This window comes from Acinetobacter sp. PW68, assembly GCF_020982655.1.
Lineage (GTDB): Bacteria > Pseudomonadota > Gammaproteobacteria > Pseudomonadales > Moraxellaceae > Acinetobacter > Acinetobacter towneri_A.
This window is the reverse complement of record NZ_JAHZSX010000001.1, coordinates 190,988-213,706: the sequence shown is the minus strand read 5'-3', so window position 1 is coordinate 213,706 and position 22,719 is coordinate 190,988. Positions and strand designations below refer to the sequence as shown.

The 22,719-nt window shown below is 37.2% G+C and carries 20 protein-coding genes, 3 pseudogenes and 1 other annotated feature; of the genes and pseudogenes, 7 read left to right on the top strand and 16 right to left on the bottom strand.

Annotated features, from left to right (window positions below):
- Positions 1-6 precede the first annotated feature (6 nt).
- Entirely contained in the window at positions 7-1,170 is a 1,164-nt protein-coding gene (locus K1T76_RS00915; RefSeq protein ID WP_230243853.1) for a hypothetical protein, read from the bottom strand.
- Between the two features lie 68 nt (positions 1,171-1,238).
- Between K1T76_RS00915 and K1T76_RS00910 the strand changes: the two genes are divergently transcribed.
- The 5 genes from K1T76_RS00910 to K1T76_RS00890 all read left to right on the top strand — a co-directional run bounded on the left by K1T76_RS00910 (position 1,239) and on the right by K1T76_RS00890 (position 6,750).
- Positions 1,239-1,544: a helix-turn-helix domain-containing protein gene (locus K1T76_RS00910; RefSeq protein WP_230243847.1), complete on the top strand. Its 306-nt coding sequence runs from the start codon at positions 1,239-1,241 to the stop codon at positions 1,542-1,544.
- A 36-nt stretch (positions 1,545-1,580) separates the two neighbouring features.
- On the top strand, positions 1,581-2,543 hold the full coding sequence (locus tag K1T76_RS00905; protein ID WP_230243846.1) for a phosphoribosyltransferase-like protein: 963 nt from the start codon (positions 1,581-1,583) through the stop codon (positions 2,541-2,543).
- Between the two features lies 1 nt (position 2,544).
- Positions 2,545-4,485: an ORC-CDC6 family AAA ATPase gene (locus K1T76_RS00900; RefSeq protein WP_230243844.1), complete on the top strand. Its 1,941-nt coding sequence runs from the start codon at positions 2,545-2,547 to the stop codon at positions 4,483-4,485.
- A 366-nt stretch (positions 4,486-4,851) separates the two neighbouring features.
- Positions 4,852-6,071 (top strand): IS3 family transposase gene (locus K1T76_RS00895; RefSeq protein WP_180106673.1). Its coding sequence is split into 2 segments (ribosomal slippage): positions 4,852-5,128 and positions 5,128-6,071, totalling 1,221 coding nucleotides; the frame shifts between segments, so codons are not numbered across the junction.
- Positions 5,127-5,243: a sequence feature (AL1L pseudoknot), on the top strand. Its footprint overlaps the gene before it by 117 nt.
- A 163-nt stretch (positions 6,072-6,234) precedes the next feature.
- The gene (locus tag K1T76_RS00890) at positions 6,235-6,750 is read left to right on the top strand and encodes a hypothetical protein (protein ID WP_230243842.1); all 516 of its coding nucleotides are present in this window, start codon (positions 6,235-6,237) and stop codon (positions 6,748-6,750) included.
- A 26-nt stretch (positions 6,751-6,776) separates the two neighbouring features.
- On the opposite strand, the gene K1T76_RS00885 is transcribed toward K1T76_RS00890, so the two are convergent.
- The 13 genes and pseudogenes from K1T76_RS00885 to K1T76_RS00825 all read right to left on the bottom strand — a co-directional run bounded on the left by K1T76_RS00885 (position 6,777) and on the right by K1T76_RS00825 (position 17,934).
- The gene (locus K1T76_RS00885; protein WP_230243840.1) at positions 6,777-8,213 is read right to left on the bottom strand and encodes a transposase; all 1,437 of its coding nucleotides are present in this window, start codon (positions 8,211-8,213) and stop codon (positions 6,777-6,779) included.
- A 1-nt stretch (position 8,214) separates the two neighbouring features.
- Entirely contained in the window at positions 8,215-9,306 is a 1,092-nt protein-coding gene (locus K1T76_RS00880; RefSeq protein WP_230243839.1) for a TniQ family protein, read from the bottom strand.
- 17 nt (positions 9,307-9,323) lie between these two features.
- Positions 9,324-9,494: pseudogene (locus K1T76_RS00875) on the bottom strand (TniB family NTP-binding protein); the annotation flags it as partial.
- A gap of 31 nt (positions 9,495-9,525) precedes the next feature.
- Positions 9,526-11,130 carry an IS66 family transposase gene (gene tnpC, locus K1T76_RS00870; RefSeq protein ID WP_230243837.1) on the bottom strand — a complete coding sequence of 535 codons (1,605 nt, stop codon included), beginning with the start codon at positions 11,128-11,130 and terminating at the stop codon, positions 9,526-9,528.
- A 74-nt stretch (positions 11,131-11,204) separates the two neighbouring features.
- Positions 11,205-11,540 carry an IS66 family insertion sequence element accessory protein TnpB gene (gene tnpB / locus K1T76_RS00865; protein ID WP_000618091.1) on the bottom strand — a complete coding sequence of 112 codons (336 nt, stop codon included), beginning with the start codon at positions 11,538-11,540 and terminating at the stop codon, positions 11,205-11,207.
- Positions 11,537-11,920: a transposase gene (locus tag K1T76_RS00860; protein WP_230243836.1), complete on the bottom strand. Its 384-nt coding sequence runs from the start codon at positions 11,918-11,920 to the stop codon at positions 11,537-11,539. The genes tnpB (K1T76_RS00865) and K1T76_RS00860 overlap by 4 nt, the downstream gene beginning before the upstream one ends.
- An 85-nt stretch (positions 11,921-12,005) precedes the next feature.
- Positions 12,006-12,650, bottom strand: a pseudogene (locus tag K1T76_RS00855) (TniB family NTP-binding protein); the annotation flags it as partial.
- A 32-nt stretch (positions 12,651-12,682) separates the two neighbouring features.
- The gene (gene tnpC, locus K1T76_RS00850; protein ID WP_230243835.1) at positions 12,683-14,308 is read right to left on the bottom strand and encodes an IS66 family transposase; all 1,626 of its coding nucleotides are present in this window, start codon (positions 14,306-14,308) and stop codon (positions 12,683-12,685) included.
- Positions 14,309-14,382: 74 nt separating this feature from the next.
- Complete coding sequence (tnpB, locus tag K1T76_RS00845) at positions 14,383-14,718, bottom strand: IS66 family insertion sequence element accessory protein TnpB (protein WP_165382150.1); 336 nt, start codon at positions 14,716-14,718, stop codon at positions 14,383-14,385.
- Positions 14,715-15,098 carry a transposase gene (locus K1T76_RS00840; RefSeq protein WP_130122116.1) on the bottom strand — a complete coding sequence of 128 codons (384 nt, stop codon included), beginning with the start codon at positions 15,096-15,098 and terminating at the stop codon, positions 14,715-14,717. Before K1T76_RS00840 ends, tnpB (K1T76_RS00845) begins: the two co-directional genes overlap by 4 nt.
- A gap of 21 nt (positions 15,099-15,119) precedes the next feature.
- Complete coding sequence (locus tag K1T76_RS15080) at positions 15,120-15,305, bottom strand: hypothetical protein (RefSeq protein WP_230243833.1); 186 nt, start codon at positions 15,303-15,305, stop codon at positions 15,120-15,122.
- Between the two features lie 4 nt (positions 15,306-15,309).
- Positions 15,310-17,223 carry a Mu transposase C-terminal domain-containing protein gene (locus K1T76_RS00830; protein WP_230243831.1) on the bottom strand — a complete coding sequence of 638 codons (1,914 nt, stop codon included), beginning with the start codon at positions 17,221-17,223 and terminating at the stop codon, positions 15,310-15,312.
- The gene (locus tag K1T76_RS00825) at positions 17,224-17,934 is read right to left on the bottom strand and encodes a TnsA endonuclease N-terminal domain-containing protein (protein ID WP_230243829.1); all 711 of its coding nucleotides are present in this window, start codon (positions 17,932-17,934) and stop codon (positions 17,224-17,226) included.
- A gap of 157 nt (positions 17,935-18,091) precedes the next feature.
- On the opposite strand from K1T76_RS00825, the pseudogene K1T76_RS00820 reads away from it, so the two are divergent.
- Positions 18,092-18,742 (top strand): annotated as a pseudogene (locus K1T76_RS00820) (ATP-binding protein); the annotation flags it as partial.
- 120 nt (positions 18,743-18,862) lie between these two features.
- On the opposite strand, the gene K1T76_RS00815 reads toward K1T76_RS00820, so the two are convergent.
- On the bottom strand, positions 18,863-19,615 hold the full coding sequence (locus K1T76_RS00815; protein WP_019838155.1) for a TorF family putative porin: 753 nt from the start codon (positions 19,613-19,615) through the stop codon (positions 18,863-18,865).
- Positions 19,616-20,745: 1,130 nt separating this feature from the next.
- Here K1T76_RS00815 and K1T76_RS00810 point away from each other — a divergent pair.
- Complete coding sequence (locus tag K1T76_RS00810) at positions 20,746-22,074, top strand: OprD family outer membrane porin (protein ID WP_230243825.1); 1,329 nt, start codon at positions 20,746-20,748, stop codon at positions 22,072-22,074.
- Positions 22,075-22,172: 98 nt separating this feature from the next.
- Here K1T76_RS00810 and ppa read toward each other — a convergent pair whose 3' ends face one another.
- Positions 22,173-22,709: an inorganic diphosphatase gene (gene ppa / locus K1T76_RS00805; protein WP_004975651.1), complete on the bottom strand. Its 537-nt coding sequence runs from the start codon at positions 22,707-22,709 to the stop codon at positions 22,173-22,175.
- Between the last annotated feature and the right edge of the window lie 10 nt (positions 22,710-22,719).

Below are 22,719 nucleotides of genomic sequence, written 5' to 3'. Positions count from 1 at the left end.
TAAAAACTATAAAATAGGAATATTCAAAATGGCATTGCGCGTTAAATATTTTGCACATTTACCTTGAGCATGTAATTCTCTCCATTTCTTTCCAATATCACTAGAAATACTGTTCCAAATTAACTGATTATCTTGAGATTTTGTTTTCAGTCTAAAGATTGATTCTGTAAATATATTACCACCTTCTTTCACTAATGACTCTCTAGCCAAAGAACGTCGCCCCACTCTTGAAATTAAAATATCATTCGACTCCGCATAACTGTATAAATTATCAGTTTTAAATTCGTTATCTAGATATAAAAATTGATCCACCAAATCTGTTGTATGAATAAATTTTTTGCCAAGATCATCAAAGTATTTTCTTGTTTGACTTCCACGTACTAAGCTAACATCAAAATCTTTTAAAATCTTACACCCCTTACCTACTGTAAGCCTAATATCTTGAATTTCCTTATGATATAAGTAACTCAAACTATTTTTAGCTAGAGATTCATCTATTGAAATTTCATCAATAATGTCTCCTTTAAGATTCATTTTTTTTAATAAAATCTTCTTACTTAAACTGCCTGAAAAAGGATGAGCTATTAACACATAAGATTGAACTTCTGCAGAAGTAAAAGTACGAATATCTAAACTAATTATCTCAAGAGACTGAAACTCTTTTACGAATTTATCTCGTTCCATGGCATATTTTTCTGACTCCACAAAAGGAGCAGACACTATAAAAACGATTGAAGAGGTAGATGTTTTTGATGCTAGAGTTTTATCTAAAAAAGCAATATCTAACTGATGAAAAAAACTTCCATTATTTAGAGAATAAAAATATTTAAATTCATACCCTGTATTTTTTCTATTAAAAGGAGGGTTACTCAAGAATAAGACAGAACTTTCTCCAACCATTTCTTTTAAAAATAAATCTTCTGACAAAACATCTTTGTTAATTACACTGATATTTCTATTTTTAGATGATTTTAAATAACTATATCTATCTTCATCTAGTTCCACCATGATCCCTTTTTCACCATGAAACAAGCTCGAAAGGTTCCCCAATCCAGCTCCTAAATCCACAAAAAAATCATAGTTATAAGAAATATTAGACATCACAGAAGTGGCAATTTGAACAGGAGTATCAAATTGTCCTAGTTCATTTTTTTTAATGATAAAGCTCATATTTTTTGACTTCTCATTTCATTTTAGCTTATTATATATGTAAATTTGCATATTATCAAGTTTATTTCATGTCAGAAAAAATGCCTATAGAGTTAACACAACTAAAGACTGATATTAAAAACAATATCATAACAGTTGATTTTATTAGCAAAAAAACAGGTATTGATCAATCCCAAATTAGTAGAATTTTAAGCGGAAAATACAAAACCAAATCGGAAAATTACAACAAATTATGCAAATTTGCATTATTAAACTGTAGTTTTACGAACACATCGCTTAAAGATGCAATCAACGAGAAAATTCAATCCGTTTTTAACAACAATGATCCTATCGTACTTAATAGTATCTATAGAATTTTAAAAAATTTAGAGTAAAATACTAAAAACTAAGTATTTTTATAAGGGTAGGATATGAATTCTGAGGATGAACAAGAATTAGAGAACTTTGCAAACGAAAAAGAAAATGAACTAGTAGATAAGTATAAATTTTTGATTACTCAAAATCTTTTTTACATTCGAGATGGGTTGGTTCAAATACGCAATTGGTTAAGTAATTTTATAGATGTACGTGAAAAAATAGTTGCTCTTTTTGTTCTAGAAAATCTAGTCTTTAGAAACTTTGAAATGCTTGAAAAAGCGATGATGAGAGTTTTAATCAAAGATATTAAGAATATATATGAAAAAATCCATAATAAAAATTATGATATTTTCACATGGCTACATCATTTGAAATATTCAAAAAATTATTTAAATATCAAATTTATTGCTGTCGACAAAAGTGCTATCACTCAATCCAGTGCCGTAGTAGCTCGACGATTTGGAAATCTAGTTAATGCATGCTATATGGCCCAGAATGATGAACATATCGAATCTGCATTAAAGAATAATAGCCTAATAATTTATATTGATGACTTCCTGGGATCAGGAAAACAGTTCGGAGATTTTTTAGGGAATAAAATTTATAACCTATCCAATTTCACCAACTCAAACAGCCACCATATTTACACTCCAATTCTCGCAATGACAAAAGGAATTGATTTTATTAATAAAAACCATCAAATGATTAACATCATTCCATCCGAAACCATAAAATTAGACCAATCTCTTTTTAATCAAGATGCATTAGATAGCTTCTTTGACAAAATCTCAATTCCTAGAGAAGAAATGCATATTACCTTAATGAACATTTGTTCAAGATATGGACTTAATAAAAGTAGCTGGTTGGGATGGGAGAATGCAATGCTTTCTGTTATTTTTGAATGGGGATGTCCTAATCAAACTATTAAATTAATACATCATGAACAGAACTCAACAGCTCTTCTAACTAACAAAAAAGCTTTGACCTATTATCCTTTAGCATCACGGAGAGCTTAAAGTGATTTCCATTCAAAATTTACTCAAAAATGTCTCTGTAGCTCGAGCAGAATTCAAAGCACAAAATGAAAGTGTATTTTCTTCATTTGTTAAACCGCCTTTTTATGAACAAATAAACATACTCAATGCCCAACATTCAATTGCATTAGTTGGTGGACGTGGTTCTGGAAAAACTATGTATCTCAAATATTTTTCCCACTGGTCTCAATTGGATATTACTGCAACTCCCACAACCGACAGCTTAAAAAATGTAATTCTTTACTGGAAACCAAATACTATTTTTTTAAGATCACTTGAGCGAGGATGGATTGAAGAGAAATATGCAAACCAAGCCTTTCAATCTTTTGTCTCCATTGAAATCACAAAAGAAGTTATCTCTTTTTTGAGCAATGCTTTACATCACTTTCCAGATGACATTTTATTAGTCTTAGAACAATCAAATTTTATAAAAAAAATTAATCAAATATTTGAATTATCAATTGATAGCCTTCAAGAGGCAAATATACATCTTGACCTTTTAATGGGTGAAATTAGCTCCAAAGCACTAAACGAAGATAATTTTAAGATCTTATCTCCAGAAAATATTATTAAAATCCTAGTAACTTCATTAACTCAAACAAAATTATTCAAGAGTTTATCAATAAAAATCTTCATTGACGAGTTTGAAAATCTTAGTATTAATCAGCAAAGCTACATTAATGGCTTAAGAAAGCATTCTAATAGCATGATTAGCTGGAATGTTGCTTACAAAGCTTTTGCTACTGTATCAAACTATGTATATACAAACTCCCCTGATAGTGAACAGCTACAAAAGCAGAATGATTATCGTGTAATAGATATTGATAATATTATTAAAAATTATCATGATAAAAAAAACATTAGAGCAATTGATGGCTTTTTTTCAAAAATACTTTTAGTTTCAATTAATAAAGAACAGTTTTTAACTTATGAGTTTAGTGAAAGCCTCGCCCTTGTATCACATATACTTAAACAAAATAGTTTAAAAGAATTGGTTGTAAAATACAGTGATTCTAATAAAAATTTTATACCTAGAGTTCTTAAACAGTTAAGTGATTTAAAAGAGCCTATTGGAGAGGAGCTATTTAACAAGATTGGTGAAAATCCATATTTAGCAATTTCACTAACAGTGATAAAAAAACATAATAATTTTAGCATTGAAACATTAAAATCATATCTGGATAAAACTATTGATGATGTTTCTAAGAGAAAGTTTGAGGAAAAACAAAATCATTATATTCCAGCAGCTATTTATAAACTCAATATTGCTTCATCTTACAATAACATTCCTATATATAGCGGATTTGATAAGTTTATGACACTCTGCTCAGGAAACGTAAGACACTTTCTAGAGTTATGCTATCAATCCTTTCAACTGTATTTTGCTGAACAAACTAATAATGAGGATGACACAATAGAAATCACAAGCATGAAAAGTATTTCTAGCCAATTAATGCATAAAGGCGCGACTCAAACTAGTGAAGAACTCGTAAAAGAAGTAATTTCCTTTGCCCCAATGGGACAAAAGCTAGACATGCTGGTTTCAAGATTAGGTGAACTATTTCGAATTAGTCACCAAGCCGATGTAATCACTGAACCAGAACAAAATCATTTCAGCTTAACCACAGGGACAGTTGATGAAAAGACACAAAAAATCATATCACAAGCTCTATGCTGGAACGTACTTATTGAACATCGCATTACAAAAGAGAGAGATATAGATCGCTCCTTAAAAGATTATCAATTAAATCCTATTTACGCACCAGCCTTTGGTATAAGTTACAGAAAAATGCATAAAGTAAGTTTTTCTGTGGCTAATTTCCAAATTATCTGTGGTACTGACAACCATAAATGGGAAAATTATAGAAATATATTTGAAGGAAATAATGCTAAAATAGAACCAGTACAGGGTGGATTGCTTTAATGAGATGCCTAAATTGGTTTAATTACGAAGACACCACAAAGTTCGATCCACTGGTTAAAGATTTTGATACGCTCATCATTGGAACTACTTTAGGCATAGATGATCGCTCAAGATATACTCAAGAACTCTTTTCGAGCAATAATAAAAGTATCCGAAACTTTCAAGTCACTTATGATGAAGATGATAATCAAAACTTAAAAATTACACTTGATCATGTAAACATATCAATCAGAAACACATCAGTGTTAAAAGAAAGTTTTTTAAATCAAAAAATTTTAATTGATATGACCTGCTTTGATATCCAAGATTTAACATATGAACCGTACCGGGTTTGTCGGAGACCACTTTTCTTGAGAGAATGTCCCGATGAAAAAAGTAAAATACACCCCTGAAATCAGAGATAGAGCGGTTCAATTATTGATTGAATCCGAAAAAGATTATCCATCGAATTGGGCTGCGATCACAGCAATTGCGCCTAAGATTGGTTGTACTCCTGAAACACTTCGTGTTTGGTATCAAAAATATTTAGATAAACAAAATCCAGTTAAAGTACAGCAGCTTTCAGACCAAGAACGTATCAAACAACTCGAACGCGAAAATAAAGAACTGCAACGCGCCAATGAGATTCTACGTAAAGCAGCCGCTTTTTTCGCCCAGGCGGAGCTCGACCGCCCACACAAATAATGGTGGATTTTATCCATAACAATAAAGATCGATATGGTGTTGATGCGATTTGTAGGATTTTACCGATCGCAGCTTCAACCTATTACCGAACTTTAGATCTCGCTGACAATCCAGAACATCGAGCGAAACGAGATCTACATGATGAGCATCATGCTGAACAAATTCAACGAATTTGGAAAGAAAGTTCAGGTCGATATGGTGTGCGTAAGGTCTGGCAACAATTGAAACGTGAAGGTTATGTTATCGCACGTTGTACAGTTGCTCGATTGATGCAGAAGCTAGCTATACAAGGTGTTTGGCGTGGTAAGAATAAACAAACCACCCGTAGCCGAGATGATCAAAAAAGAGCAGATGATTTAGTGAAACGTAATTTTAATGCTGATCATCCTGACCAACTGTGGGTGAGTGACTTTACGTATATTCAAACTCATTCAGGCTGGGTCTATACCGCCTTTATTATTGATGTGTTCTCACGAGCAATTGTTGGATGGAAAGTATCTACACGGATGAATACAGATATGGTGCTCGATGCACTTGAGCAAGCATTGCACGATCGAGGCATGCCAAAGAATGTGATTCATCATTCCGATAGAGGTGTTCAATATCTTTCTATTCGCTATACCAATCGTTTAGAAGCTGCAAATTTACGAGCATCAGTCGGTACGACTGGTGATTCATACGATAATGCTTTGGCTGAAACGGTGAATGGCTTATACAAAACAGAGGTGATTGAATATTTAAAAGCAGATTGGCAAGGTTTAGCAGATGTACAACTTGCGACACTAAACTGGGTAGATTGGTTCAATAAAAAGCGTGTACACAGTGCACTGGGTTATGTATCGCCTTTTGAGTTTGAAGCAATGTACTATGATAAGATTAACCCGTTAGGTCAGGTGGCCTAACTTAAATAAAAAAGTCTCCGACAAACCCGGTACGGTTCAATATTTACTATTTTTTTTATGTAAAGAAAAAATTTCATTTTCAATATGTTATGTCGAACCTAAAGTATACAAGAAAAAAGATAAAATAAATGGCTTTTCCTCAGCAACCAGTGGAGAGCACTCCTTGTCTGACGAGGGAAATGGCATCAACTACTTACCTCCATTCTTACCATCTCCAACAAACAAATTATCAGCATACATCTTAAGCTTAGGCTTTGAATCATATAGATTAGCTGGCTTCCTAAAATCAGATGAAATAGATCTTGAGGGAGAGAAGTCAGTCTTATTAGGTATCCCAGCATTTGATATTGGCTGGGAACGTAAAGCAATCAATGCCAATTACAAGCATATTAAAAGTAGTAACGCAGACATCCACATTGTTCCTGCTGATGATCCAATTCAAACATACCTTAAAATAGATCAAATATATCGAAACCTATCTGCTAGAAAATATCAACTCAATCTATTACCTATAGGAACAAAGCCTCAATCATTAGGAATGATTTGGTTTGTAATTGAAAAAAACCTTGCAACCCCTAAAGAGCACATTGGATTAATGTATGATTTTGTTAAAAAAATACCAAACAGAACACATGAAATTAGAAATATTCATCTATGGAACTTTGATAGTTCCATTTAAAGATACGAAGTTCATGAAATAACAATTTATTTAAATCTTGAGCTATGCTTTGGCAACCAATATGATTGGTTACAGTAAAGCACAGTATATCCATCTTGTTCCTCAGTAATCATTTCAGCCTTCACGCCGATTACTTTTTGATTACTCATATTATGAAAGTACTGCAAGCTCTTTCTGACCCATGCAATTACGTCAACAGCATGATCAGTACCCATGATTTTCAACAAATCTTGCTCTAGCTTTTTCTTACTCGCATCATTTATAAAACTAGATTTTTTTAACGAAATATAGTCTATGTTGGTATCATAATGATCGTTTAGAAAATTAATGAAGCCTGTCAATGCAGCAGCCTGACCTGTATATTGAGCTAAATATGCTTTTATCGATCTTAGATCGGGGAGCAAATTATGTTTATGATCAATAGTTAACATAAGTGCAACAGCAGGTTTTATAGCAAGCCTTACCGATCTAGCTGTAGTCCTTCCTTGAGCCATCTTAGCATCAAGCTTTTTTTTATAAGCAGAGACTATATCAAAAGCCAAAGAAGGGTTAGGCAACTGCTTAATCAATCTCTTTGCTTGGTCTATCTCAGAACATTCCTTTTTATTTACAGGTAAAATCTTTACCCCATGTATTTGATCAAGCCACTGCACTACTAATTCAAACTTCCTAAGCCCGCTTGCCCGCAAAATTTGCAATAGTTGATCTGCATCGGGAATAGTATCAGTCCACAACACTTCTGTTTTAATAAAAAAATGAGTATGTTTATTTAAATAAAGAGCAGCTTGATGCTCTCCGACTGAAGTAGCTAACCAATGCACATAATTTTCATATTGTTTTTTTAAAAAAGAGGACTCAAACAAATGAATATTTTGATTAAACTTAATCCACAAATTTTTACGCCAATAACAATGATCACATAAATCAGCACATCCCGCTGAAATCAGAATTTTACATTCAAGGCAGGGTTTATTGGGTAAAACTCTACATTTTTTACAAAGCTTCTTTCCATTTTCATCCGATTCCAACAAACGATACTTATGACATGATGAGCATGTTTCATAATCCCTTGTAGAACATTTAGGGCAGACTCTCAAATCATCATTGAAACGTGAGACTTTCGTTAATTTTTGCGATTGAACATTACATCGCTCACATCGCTCAATCTCTCTAAAATATACAGAGCAACTATTACAAACGAATCCATACTCCGTAAGCTTTCCTATTGGTTTATTCAGCAGATTACATCGAATACAAGGCTGCTTTTTTATACATTGATTACATATTGCTTGATTATCATGTTTAGGTAATCGAGCAGACAACCCACATTTTGGACAAAGACTTTTTTTAAAAAGTCGAGCATAACAAGTTGAACAATATTTTAGCCCCTTATACCTTTTCTTTATCTGGGTGACTGATTTTTCACACCCATTGCAAACCTGCTCAATCTTCACCTCAGTCAAGCTAATTACTCCGTGTTTTTCTTGACTTCCTTAACAAATTAAGCCACTTTCGTTGCACAGTTTTTTTTGATTTTGGTTGTCCATTACTAAGATTTACACGTTGTAAAGCATACATTTTTACAGGTTGGATCATGGCAGACTTCATGAGTTGAAGTTGTATAGGTAATTTTTTACGTTTATCCCAAAAATTTGCACTACTAACCCCATATTCATGCGACCGACTAATAATCAACTCACAAGGAATTTTCATTATTTGATCCAGAATAGAAAGTAAGATTATACGCTCATTTGTATTTAAATACTCAAACGCCACTGGAGTCAAAGGAAATTCCAGATTTAGACTAACCCCGAAACTTTCAAACATCTCAACAAGTTGAACATTGTTAGTGTTGACTAGATATCTGATTTCACTTATCCATGCACGTACGATCTCAAACCATTCTGCAGCCGAAATGCTTTGGTTATTATATAATCCCAAACCTTTTGTTAACACATTATCAGCATTTTTTTGAAAATCTAAAATTTTAATATTCTTTATTTGGGACTGATACTTAATAAAATTATAACCACACGAAGAACATACAGCTAATGACCCATGTTGTAAATCTATTTTAAAAGGCTGAATTACAACACCACAATCAGGACAATGATCAATTAAATTTATTTGATGTTTTTCACAATATGTATGCCATCCCATTCGCCACATTAAACGTAAATAAGCTGACTTCCCATCACTTTCAAAACATTGAGTACATACCTGCCGACCTGAAAAGTTTGTTCTACTACGTTGCCCTAAATTTAAAATCCATGTATTAGTTGAATTCTTTATTAGATAGGGAGCTACATTACTTAACATTGTTTGCAGAATTTTTTGTCTATCTTCAAAAGAGTGTTCAAATAATAATTCAAGCCTGTTCTCTGTCACCCCTCGATCAAGATCAATTGTTAATGCTCTCCATTTACCCCACAAGGCTTCTGTAAGAGCCAAAGGTGAGCACCCTATATCTAAGGCTGAACGAATTAACCAAGAAGATAACACCTCACCATCTTCAATTGGTGTATGAATAAACCAATTTTGAGCATAACTTGGCATATATACCTCGAACCATGCTAAATAGAGTTAAGCTGAATATGGCGAATATTACGAGCACCTTCTGTTGGTTTAAGCCACTTAAATTTTTTAACAATTTCGAGCGTAATTTCTTCTTTACCTGTTAAAATTGCTTCTTTTGCACACTCGACCAATAAACGATTTAAATCACCAAGATTCCCACCTGAAATGTAAGCGTCCGCTGAATCCCATACCTATTTTTTAATTCGATTTAGGTTTCCAGCAGTGCGGCAGCAATTCTTCAATCTGGGTCACTTTATGTGTCGGCAGCCTTTTCAGCACATCACTTAAATAGGCATACGGATCCAAGCCATTCAGCTTTGCTGACTGGATTAACGTCATGATGTTTGCCGCTCGCTGACCACTGCGCAGCGAACCTGCAAACAGCCAGTTCTTGCGCCCCAACGCCCAGGGACGCATCTGATTCTCGACCCAATTATTGCAAATCGGTAGATTGCCATCATCCAGATAGCGGCTTAAAGCTGGCCAACGCTTCAGAGTGTAATTGATGGCCTTGGCGGTGGGAGAACTCGATGGCACTGTCAGATGATGTTGGTTGAGCCATTCATATAGTTGTTGCATCACTGGTTGACTATGCTGTTGTCGGTATTCGCGGCGGTCTTCCGCTGTACCATCGGTCTTTTTCCTGAGCTCTGCTTCTATCGCATACAGTTTCTGAATCAGCACTAATGCCTGTTCAGCGACCTGACTTTTCCCAGTTACATGCAGTTCATGGAATTTACGACGTGCATGCGCCATGCAGCCCACCTCAATGACATCGCCTGATTTAAAGCGTGCTTTATAACCACTGTAATCATCACAGACTAGATAGCCCTGCCAGCCTTTCAAGAACTCTTCAGCATGCTGGCCTGAACGACTATCCTGAAAGTCATAGATCACCGCCTGAACTGGATTGTACTGTGTAGTGGCATAGGCCCAGACATAACCTTTCTTCGGTTTTTTATCATTCTCACCCATCCGCATGATGGTGACCGGTGTTTCATCTGCATGCAGCACCTGCTGTTGTAGTACCACCTCTTTTAAGGCATTGGCCAGAGGTTCCAGTTCTACACCGCAGCGACCTATCCAGTCAGATAAAGTTGATCTAGAAAGTTCGATTCCCGCCCGCTGATAGATCAGACGTTGACGGTACAGCGGCAAATGATCGGCATACTTCGATACCAGCACATGGCTGAGCAATTCAGGTGAAGCAATGCCTTTATCAATCACATAGGCGGGCATCGCTTGCTGAGTCAGAGTGTCACACTGATCACAGACCCATTTACCACGCACATGCTGTTCCTTATAGAACTGTGCCGGTCTGAAATGCAGTTTTTCACTGACATCTTCGCCGATACGACGGAGTTGGCAGCCACAAGCACATTGGGTTGATGCAGGTTCATGCTCAATACGGATGGTGTGTAGATGATCTGGCAGTGGTCGACGTTTAGGTTTGTTGACTGTTGCTTTGTGTGTCGCTGCATTGGTTTTATCTGCATTTAGCCGTTCCAGTTCTAGATCAACCGCGGCAATATCTTCTTCAACCGCTTCATCCCACAGATGGATTTGTTTTGCCGTTAAGTGTTCATTCTTTTGGGCGAATTCGTGCTTTTTAAACAGCGCCAGTTCATGCTCGTATTTTTGATTGAGAATAGAAAGATGCTGAACTTTGGCATCCAATTGCTGGTTTGATTTTTCTAATTCTTGATTTGATTGTGCCAGAGACTGATGCTGCATTGCCAACTGTCTGGTAAATTCCAGCAGTTGTTCATGGGTCAGTTGGTTTAAGTCAGGCAGTGTATTCATGACCGCAGTATGCCTGAGGTCATGAAGAGAATGAAATAGAACGTTTGGAGAATAGCAGAATGCACCAACCTGGTTTAGAGCATCGTCACTACCTGCTGTCGTCCAATGCGCTGCCAGGGCAAACCCTGGATCAGTGCCTGTAACTGTTCCGGGCTGAGGGCCACGGTTTCACCTTGGTGAACTTGAGCCCAGTGAAATTTACCCTGTTCCAAACGCCGGGCACACAGCCAGATGCCCAGTCCATCATGTACCAACACTTTCATACGATGGCCACGTTTATTACAGAACAGGTAAGCACAATGCGGTTTGATGTAGCCAAAGGCTCTCACCACCTGGGCCATGGTCGTATCCATACCTGCACGCATGTCCATGGGCTGAGTAGACAACCAGATTTCATCAATGCGGATCATGTTGCAAGTGCCTTGAGTAATTCTGCCAAGGCAGGTATTTCTGATGTCTGCCATTTTAGCTGAATATCATTATTCGTATGAGGCACGGTGATACACAACGTGATCCTCTCATCAATAGGTTGGCTGATTGCAGCAGTGTAAGGCAAAGCAATAAATGCTGGATTCACATGAGTAGGATCCTGCACGGCACCCTCATGATGCCTGAAGATCCTGATCCAACGACTGACAAGGTTGGCATTAATACTATGTTGCAGTGCGACCGAAGCGATCGAGGTATTAGGATTTTTACAGGCATTGACAATACTGAGTTTGAATTCTTTGCTGTATGTTCTGCGTTTTTTAGCAACAGGAGGTGTTGCTGAATATATATCCATGTTCATGGATTAAGTCCCCACTTGTTTTTAGGTGGGAACTAAATTAAGGCTTATAGGATCGCTTGGTAAGGCTGTGTTAGCCGGATGCTTACCCTGAAATTTCATAAATTAAGGTAGCTATTTCTTGTGATGCTAAATTTGATCGTTTTTTAAGAGGAAGTAATCGAACATAACTTAAAAGCAGTCTTAAAAAATCTTCATCCAGCTTCCATAAGGGTAAATCTAAAACCTCAAAGCGGCTTGCGTACTGAGCGTCTGTATGAAGAATCAATGATGCATCACGAGTTCCCACACCAATGATATTAAGACTAAGTTCATTACTTAACATTTTAAGTGTATTCATCACTTCTTGGAGTTGTCTTGCACTTCCACTCAAACAATTATGCAACTCATCAATAATCAACATTTTTGTTTCATATTTACGCATCAAGTGCACGGCTTGATTTCTCAATTTACTCTCAGGATCAGTTACACGAAATGGAACAAAAAAATGCTCTAGAATATTAATATATAACTCTTTTACATTTGCCTTAGAAGGGGCTTGAATGGGTATAATGCGCTTGGTTAATGACATAGGTTGCATATCCATATCATAAACTCTATTCGTATAGTGTTCCTTTGCAAACTCATGAATAATCGTAGTTTTCCCCATATTTGAATCACCTACAATTAAAAGACACTCAGGTCTCAATTTTCTAGGTCTATTCAAAATATCAGTCAGTATATTCAAAACAGTAGTAAGCGTCCGCTGAATCCCATACCTATTTTTTAATTCGATTTAGGTTTCCAGCGGTGTGGTAGCAATTCTTCAATTTGGGTCACTTTGTGTGTCGGTAACCTTTTCAGCACATCACTTAAATAGGCATACGGATCCAAGCCATTCAGCTTTGCTGACTGGATTAACGTCATGATGTTTGCCGCTCGCTGACCACTGCGCAGCGAGCCAGCAAACAGCCAGTTCTTACGTCCCAACGCCCAAGGTCGCATTTGATTCTCTACCCAATTATTGCAAATCGGTAGATTGCCATCATCCAAATAGCGGCTTAAAGCTGGCCAACGCTTCAGAGTGTAATTGATGGCCTTGGCGGTGGGAGAACTCGATGGCACTGTCAGATGATGTTGGTTGAGCCATTCATATAGTTGTTGCATCACTGGTTGACTATGCTGTTGTCGGTATTCGCGGCGGTCTTCCGCTGTACCATCGGTCTTTTTCCTGAGCTCTGCTTCTATGGCATACAGTTTCTGAATCAGCACTAATGCCTGTTCAGCGACCTGACTTTTCCCAGTTACATGCAGTTCATGGAATTTACGACGTGCATGGGCCATGCAGCCCACCTCTATGACCTGGCCTGATTTAAAGCGTGCTTTATAACCACTGTAATCATCACAGACTAGATAACCCTGCCAGCCTTTCAAGAACTCTGCAGCATGCTGGCCTGAACGACTATCCTGAAAGTCATAGATCACCGCCTGAACTGGATTGTACTGTGTAGTGGCATAGGCCCAGACATAACCTTTCTTCGGTTTTTTATCATTCTCACCCATCCGCATGATGGTGACCGGTGTTTCATCTGCATGCAGCACCTGCTGTTGTAGTACCACCTCTTTTAAGGCATTGGCCAGAGGTTCCAGTTCTACACCGCAGCGACCTATCCAGTCAGATAAAGTTGATCTAGAAAGTTCGATTCCCGCCCGCTGATAGATCAGACGTTGACGGTACAGCGGCAAATGATCGGCATATTTCGATACCAAAACATGGCTGAGCAGTTCAGGTGAAGCAATGCCTTTATCAATCACATAGGCGGGCATCGCTTGCTGAGTCAGGGTGTCACACTGATCACAGACCCATTTACCACGCACATGCTGTTCCTTATAGAACTGTGCCGGTCTGAAATGCAGTTTTTCACTGACATCTTCGCCGATACGCCGGAGTTGGCATCCACAAGCACATTGGGTTGATGCAGGTTCATGCTCAATACGGATGGTGTGTAGATGATCTGGCAGTGGTCGACGTTTAGGTTTATTGGTTTTGGCTTTGTGTGTCGCTGCATTGGTTTTATCTGCATTTAGCCGTTCCAGTTCTAGATCAACCGCGGCAATATCTTCTTCAACCGCTTCATCCCACAGATGGATTTGTTTTGCCGTTAAGTGTTCATTCTTTTGGGCGAATTTGTGCTTTTTAAACAGCGCCAGTTCATGCTCGTATTTTTGATTGAGAATAGAAAGATGTTGAACTTTAGAATCTAATTGCTGATTGGTGACTTCAAGATGTTGAACTCTGGCATCTAATTGCTGGTTTGATTGTGCTAGAGACTGATGCTGCATCGCCAACTGCCGGGTAAATTCCAGCAGTTGTTCATGGGTCAGTTGGCTTAAGTCAGGCAGCGTATTCATGACCGCAGTATGCCTGAGGTCATGAAGAGAATGAAATAGAACGTTTGGAGAATAGCAGAATAGCCGAGCTTGGTTTAGAGCATTGTTACCACTTGCTGTCGTCCAATGCGCTGCCAGGGCAAACCCTGGATTAATGCCTGTAACTGTTCCGGGTTGAGGACCACGGTTTCACCTTGGTGAACTTGAGCCCAGTGGAATTTTCCCTGTTCCAGCCGCCTGGCACACAGCCAGATGCCCAGTCCATCATGTACCAGCACTTTCATACGATGGCCACGTTTATTACAGAACAGGTAGGCGCAATGCGGTTTGATGTAGCCAAAGGCTCTCACCACCTGAGCCATGGTCGTATCCATACCTGCACGCATGTCCATGGGCTGAGTAGACAACCAGATTTCATCAATGCGGATCATGTTGCAAGTGCCTTGAGTAATTCTGCCAAGACAGGTATTTCTGATGTCTGCCATTTTAGCTGAATATCATTATTCGTATGAGGCACGGTGATACACAACGTGATCCTCTCATCAATAGGTTGGCTGATTGCAGCAGTGTAAGGCAAAGCAATAAATGCTGGATTCACATGAGTAGGATCCTGCACGGCACCCTCATGATGCCTGAAGATCCTGATCCAACGACTGACAAGGTTGGCATTAATACTATGTTGCAGTGCGACCGAAGCGATCGAGGTATTAGGATTTTTACAGGCATTGACAATACTGAGTTTGAATTCTTTGCTGTATGTTCTGCGTTTTTTAGCAACAGGAGGTGTTGCTGAATATATATCCATGTTCATGGATTAAGTCCCCACTTGTTTTTAGGTGGGAACTAAATTAAGGCTTATAGGATCGCTTGGTAAGGCTGTGTTAGCCGGATGCTTACAAACAGTAATAGCTTTCTGATAACCAATCCACCGATCTTCATAGAGTATATTAATTCTTTCAGCATCATTAAGAGCCATAGTTTCAAGGACATGCTCTGCGAGGTAATCATATTGTTTCATTGTCTTACCTCAAATCGTCAAAAGCCGTTAAATTTTTATCCCATAAACTATTTTGAGACTTAAGTTCATCTTTACTTGTATTGGAATCAATATTTTTTTTGTTTTCATGATACAGCTCAGTAGTTACTTTTGCATTCTCTTTTCTTCTTTGATTCATTCGACGCTGCTTTTTAGTTAAAGTTACTGATTCATCTACTTTTTCACGAAGATAAATAATTGCTCTGTAAATAGCATCTTGATCGACTGTATCTAATCGCTCACTTTTAAGATAGGTTTGGACTTGCTTATATTCATGCAAACTAATTGGTGGTATCTCACGTTTAACAGTAGGAACTTTAAAATATGTATTAGTATTAGGCTCATAGAACCAAATCATAGATATATCACGGGGATCTCTTTTAAAAAGAAACTTCCTTTTTCGCCTTTTATCATCATCCATCGGGTCAATCGCATTGATCCATGGTCTTAAACAGTCAGCAAAATAAAAAAGCTTATCCTTTTGTACGCCTGTTCTTTGAATAGTTGATTCAAATTCAGGAGCAAAATCCAAAAACAGTGTTGCTTCATCTGCAACTCGTTCTTTTAAGCCTGTACCAACTCTAAATTTTGTTCCCCAAACACCTTCTTCCCACATTTGCTGTGGAGGGATTTCGAGAGTTGAATGCTTACTTTTATGATATACATTTACAATCCAATATACGATGTAATGTTCCAACTCACGGAATGTTAAACATGCATTCTCGGCTGAATCATAAGTTCCTTTTTCAAAAATGTTAGATTTAGTCGTCCCTTCTAAAACATGCATTTCAAGATTTACGATACCAAGTAGACGTTCAATATGCCCGCCATACTTAGCACCTCCAATAGGTCTATATTCCCAATTAATATCATACTTTAAACATGCTTTTCTTAGATGATTTGTTCTAAAATCAGCACCATTATCGGAATGGACTGAATCCATAATTCCTTCAATATCCCAATCCCCATCTACACCCAGTTCAAGGAGTTTTCTTTTCTTTGATAAAATTGCAGATGAAATACACATAGCAACAGAGGTTGTACTAGGGGCTTCTAAAGAAAGGTGATAACCCGCAATCATTCTACTAAAAACATCAATAGCTAATGTCAGATATGCCCTACCTATTGTTTGTCTATACTGTTCATCAACTATCTCTATATCTAATGGGGTATGATCAATCTGTACATACGCTAATGGATAGTCTGCATTTGGGAATGTTCCCGCAGAAGCTTCATACTTATCTCTAGCTGCCTTTTTTCCAAGTCTTGCTTTGGTGACTTCATAAGCATTAAGTGCATCTATTCTATATCGAATTGTATTATCATGAGGTGGTTCAATTTTTCTCTTAAAACATTCAAGCTTAACTTCCAAAATTGTTTTTGCAATACTTGGCTTTAAGCTTGTTAAATATTTAGTATGAATAGCTTGTCGAATGATATTATCTAATTCTGGTGATAACCTAGTTTTTTCAGTTGTCCACCCCCGTTTCTTAGGAACTAAAGCTAAAATAGACTTATTTTCTCGATAAGCTTTAAGCCATTTCCAAACAGTATTGACATGAAGATTATGTTCATTTGCGATCTTCTTGACTGCTTCAACTGTAGAGTGGTCGATTAGTTCCTTTATAATTTCATAGCGATCTAAAGCGATTTGCCATGATTCAGAAGATATATCTTCACCTTTATTAAGTATAGAATTTAAATTCTCATCTTCCCCCAAACGCGATAACTCACTTATGCTTACTTGAAGACTTCGTGCGGACTCTAAATTAGCAATAACAACATCACTTGCACTTAATATATTGATAATTTTATATTTTTCACCTTTATAACCAACAATGGCATTTGGCTTAATAACTATGCGGCTTCTATCAATCTTCACAGAATCATTTTGTAGCATTTAAATAACTCCTTGTACTACAGACTTATCATTTACCCAAATAACAGTTTCAGCAGTAAATGGACGATATAAATCACAAACCAGTATATTTTTTGAAACTAAAGCCCAAATTTGATGAATAGCCTTTAATATATTTTTCTGATCTTTAAAAATATAAGCAGGCAATTGATTAATTGTTGAGTGACCTAGTTTTGATAGTGTTTCAACTAACACTCTCTGATCCACCTCATCAACATGAGAACGCCTGAATCTTTTTAAAAAATTAATATTTTCCCAATATTGATCATACAAACGAGACTCATCAATAATTTTGAATTTCCAACCTTTCTCAGACGCTAAAGTATAAGCAGCCTTAAATTTTGGTCTAAGCTTTCCCCAATCTTCCTTTAACTTTTGTCTTGGTTTAATTTCGATTAATAATGGTGCAGGAAATGAATCTAGATCATCATAAATTGCACTTGAAAATTGCACTAAATAATCAGGGGTATATATCGACTCATTACCTAATTCAGTCACATAGGGAATAGAAATAGGCTGTTCAACCACATCAATAACATTACTGTTATATTCTTGCTTGAATAGAAAATCTCGTTCTAAGGTTGATTCAAACCAAATCGTTTTTTCTCCCCTAAAAGAGTAATTACCCGAAATACTTCCATAAACGGTTTGAACTTTTCTAACAGGACTATATTCCTCACTGATTCTTTTCACATCTAACCTCTATTATCATCCACTAGCCCTTATTTTTGTATAATTGCAATCTACTAGCTTCTATTGCTGTAAAAACTAGCTTTTATTTCTATACAAAACAACATTAACCTGTTGAATTTATATCATGCCACTAGCTTGTATTGGTGTAAATGACAGAGGCTCATATCCCAAACCAGGTGAAATTACCTTGGCACATTTAGGTGTTTTATTTTTAGATGAACTGCCTGAATTTGATAAAAAAGTGTTAGAAGTACTGCGCCAACCTTTAGAGTCCAAAGAAATTGTGATTTCCCGCGCCTCTCGGCAAATTACCTTCCCAGCCAACTTTCAACTGATTGCTGCCATGAATCCTTGTCCTTGTGGTTATGCTTTTAATCAGGATGTGCGCTGCCAATGTTCAGCAGAAAGTATTAAACGCTATCAAAACCGTATTTCAGGGCCGTTGTTGGATCGTATCGACTTACACATTGATGTACCACCTCTGCAAGCACATGAATTGCAGGACACTCGACCTGTAGAAAATTCTGAAACCGTGCGAAGCCGTGTCATTCAAGCATATACACGACAATTGCAACGTCAAGAGTGTCTCAACATGGCACTCAGTCCCAAACAATTAGAGCAATTTGCAAGCTTAGATAATACTGCCCAAAATATTTTAGCCATTGCACAACAGCGTTTGAATTTATCGGCACGTGCGTATCATAGGGTGTTACGAGTGGCGCGTACCATTGCAGATTTAGCCCAAAGTGAACAGATTCAAAGTCCACATTTAAGTGAGGCGCTGTCTTATCGTGCCCATGAAACATGATTGAAAGTCTAAGAAATGAAAAATAGCCCATTGCCATGCCTGTACAATGGGCGAGTTGTTTTTATTGTTTTTAAGTTTCACTCCTTACTGGAGCTTTTATTTATCGTCGTAGCCCTATCTTTAGAAGGCTTTAGTTAACGTGAATACGGCTCCTGTTTCAACGCCACGCGCTGCAGCATGCGAAAAACCATCGGTATCAATATCAGTTCCTACAGCAGCCAACTCCGCAGATAAGCCTTCAATTGAAGTAAAGTTATAGCTTACGCCGACTTTCCAATCTACGTAGCTGTCATTGTTATTCCCAAAATCAAAGTCATCTGCTTGGGTGTAACCTAATCCAGCCACACCAGAAAAGCCGGTACTTCCAATGGGTGCGGTATAAGTGGCATTGAAATACCAAGCATCGGTGTCACCACCTAAGAAATCATTGGAATAGTTGATTGCGGTCAATAAGCTGGCATCTTTAAACAACACATCGCTAAAACCTAATTTTGCATAGACTTCAAGCCAATTTAAATCGCTCTCACTTGGGTAGGCGTAATACCACAAACCCACATCCAAAACAGGTTTGCTGGCAAAATAATCTAGGCTTGTGGTATAGCCAATATAAGGGTCAAGCTCTAAATGTGCCGTACCACCAAAATCCACATTGGAACCCCACACGCCTGCATACACCCCAGAATCATGGTTCAGTAAGAAACCTGCTTGCACTGCGGGATCATTGAATGTTTGGGTTAAACCACGATAACGATAATCACTGGTCAAGGCTGCTGTCCCGCTAAAGGACACGCCTGCCGTATTTTCTGCAGCAAAGCTGAAGCTAGATGTAGCTGCGACCATCGCCAAAGAAAGTGTTTGAAGTACGAATTTCATTTTAGATTCCCCCTGCATCGGATAAGATGCGTTGTCTATTTTTTGCTTGACTCATTGAGGGAATTGCAAGCCCTATGCCAATGTTAGAGTTTCGAAAAGTAATTAAGCATTAAAACTCAAAAAATTAAGATTAAGCCATTGTTATATATTGATTATTTATTATATTTTTTTATTTTAATTACAGTGACTTTTGATGTACATCAACTGTCCTCTTATATAAGGACTACACTTTAAACATTGATTTGCACAGCGGTATGATTATTTTTTGCATCCTTGCATAGCAATAAAGCTAAATCACATGCCTAAAAAAGTGCAGTCAAGAGTCAAAAGCCTATTCTGATCAAACAATCGAAAGTCATGCCTATCCTCTGTTCATCCTTACGCCATCAACTATCAAAACTCAGTGAACAGACGGAAATCCTGTCCTAAACTGCACTATATTTTTGCACCAAAATTTGACATCAATATACGACGCGACACTTTAATCTTCACAGCAAAAATAATTCTATTACCAAAACGATAGATCAATTTTAATTTTCGCAAGCCAACGACCTTATAAGAGTTATGTATAAAATATCTTCTTAAACAGTTCTGTTTTCATCGTAACGCCCAAAACTAAACACAGATGTTTCACATGAAATCCGTAATAGCCAAAAGCTATTACTGAAAGCTTAGATAAAATTTAATTTTTATACTCTTAATTCAAATAAAGATTTATAAATTTATTTCTCCACTTATCTCTTGCCCAAAATTCGACTTAAAAGATAACCACATCACTGGAAAAACTTCACCCTATTTTAAAATTTATGCTGTGTCTTATGCGCTTTGATCACTCACCAAGCTGTTGAAAAATTAAACAAACTGTATTTTTAATGTACAAATTGCAGATGCGCTGTATTTGGCTATGTTTCACTGACTCAGTAAGTTTTAAATATGTTTATGTTTTTACTAAAAAATAAAATATTTATTCAACTTTTGAAAAGTCGATATTTTTAATGACCCCACAGTTTATCGAAAAAATGCTTAACTTTAGTGTCATAAGTGCTTTAAAAGTGATATTTTCGCGCATAAATAGCGATACAATTCGCCTACGTTTCAACTACACATTTACTGCATGAGGCCATCTCCCAATGCTGCAATCTAAAAAATTAACACTTGCGTTGCTGATCAACGCAGCGCTTGTTTCAACTGCATTTGCGAGCGAACAAAGTGAATCTAAAGGCTTTGTAGAAGACGCAAACGGTTCGGTTTTATTCCGTACAGGTTATTTGAATCGTGATAAAAAAGATGGACTAACAAACGACACAAGCTCTGCAGCTCAAACAGCAATTATCAATCTAGATTCTGGCTTTACTAAAGGTATTGTTGGTTTTGGTGCAGGTATCATTGGTGATGCTTCATTCAAACTAGGTGAAAACAAAAATACTGGCAACCAAATGATCCCAACGCATAGTGAAGATAATGCCGATGGAACTAAAGATGCCTATGATCATTGGGCACGTGGCGGCGCTTATGTAAAAGCACGTGTATCGAATACCACAGCTAAATATGGTACACAAGTATCTGAAATTCCAGTAATTGCAAGTAATACAGCGCGTTTAACACCTGAATACTACACTGGTCTTTATATTGAAAGTAACGAAATTAAAGACTTGACGTTAATCGGTGGTAAATTCACTAAAAACCAGTGGTCAAATGACATCAGCTCAGACCAACAAGGTTTGGATAGTGCTATTTTCTGGGGCGCAAAATACAAATTTAACGACCAAGTAAATACTTCTTATTACGGTGTTGATGTTAAAGATAAGTTAGATCGTCACTATGGGAATGTGAATTATAGCTTCCCTACAGCAAATGGTGCGAGCGTAACTTTAGATGCAATGGGTTACAATACCAAATGGAAAGTTGGAGCAGCAACCACTGATCCACGCAGTGCAACTGAAGAATTGACTAACTCGATTTGGGGTGTATCTGCAAGCTATAACAGGGAGGCACACAATTTGATGCTTGCATACCAAGATAATGCGGGCAACATAGGTTACGACTATGCTTACAACCAAGATGGTCTACAAAGCATTTATGTACCAAACTCATACTTATCCGACTTTAATGGTAACGATGAAAAATCTGTTGGCTTACAGTACAACTATAATTTTAAAAACCATGGTCTCCCAGGTCTAAACTGGACAACAGCATTCGTTTATGGTTGGGATATTGATGTAGCCGAAAAAAATAATCCAGCACAAATTATCGACCAAGCTGAAGAACATGAATTCTTTAACCAAGTGAAATATACGGTTCAATCGGGTGCGTTGAAAGATGCAAGCTTACGCTTACGTCACTCTTACTTACGTGCAAGCGATACGTATAACAATGCGAAAGGAAATTACGTCAGTAATGCTATTGGCTCAACCAACGAATGGCGTATCTGGTTAGATATTCCTGTGAAATTATTCTAATTTCTCGGAATAGCAAAACCAATAAAAAACCTGCACAGAATATGTGCAGGTTTTTTTACATTTCAGCTTTCATTTGAATGCTGAACAGGCTACGCAAATTATGGATTTGCAGCTTTGTAGCCTTCAATTGAGTTCAATACTTCTTGTTTCGCAACATCAGCACCTTCCCAACCACTTAACTTCACCCATTTGCCTGGCTCTAAGTCTTTATAGTGTTGGAAGAAGTGTTCAATTTGGCTGATCAATAATGGCGGAAGATCCGTATATTCTTGAACATCTTTATAAATTGGGGTTAATTTTTCGTGCGGAACAGCAACCAGTTTCGCATCAATACCACCGTCATCTTCCATGTTCAATTTACCCACTGGGCGGCAACGAATCACAGAACCTGGCTCTACTGGATGTGGTGTTACGACCAATACATCTAATGGGTCACCATCCAATGAAAGTGTATTTGGTACATAACCGTAGTTCGCTGGGTAGAACATTGCTGTACCCATAAAACGGTCTACAAATAACGCATCAGAATCTTTATCAATTTCGTATTTGATTGGCGCTGCATTGGCAGGAATTTCAATAATTACATAGATGTCATTTGGTGCATCTTTACCCGCAGGGATATTGCTGTAGCTCATAGCATCACTC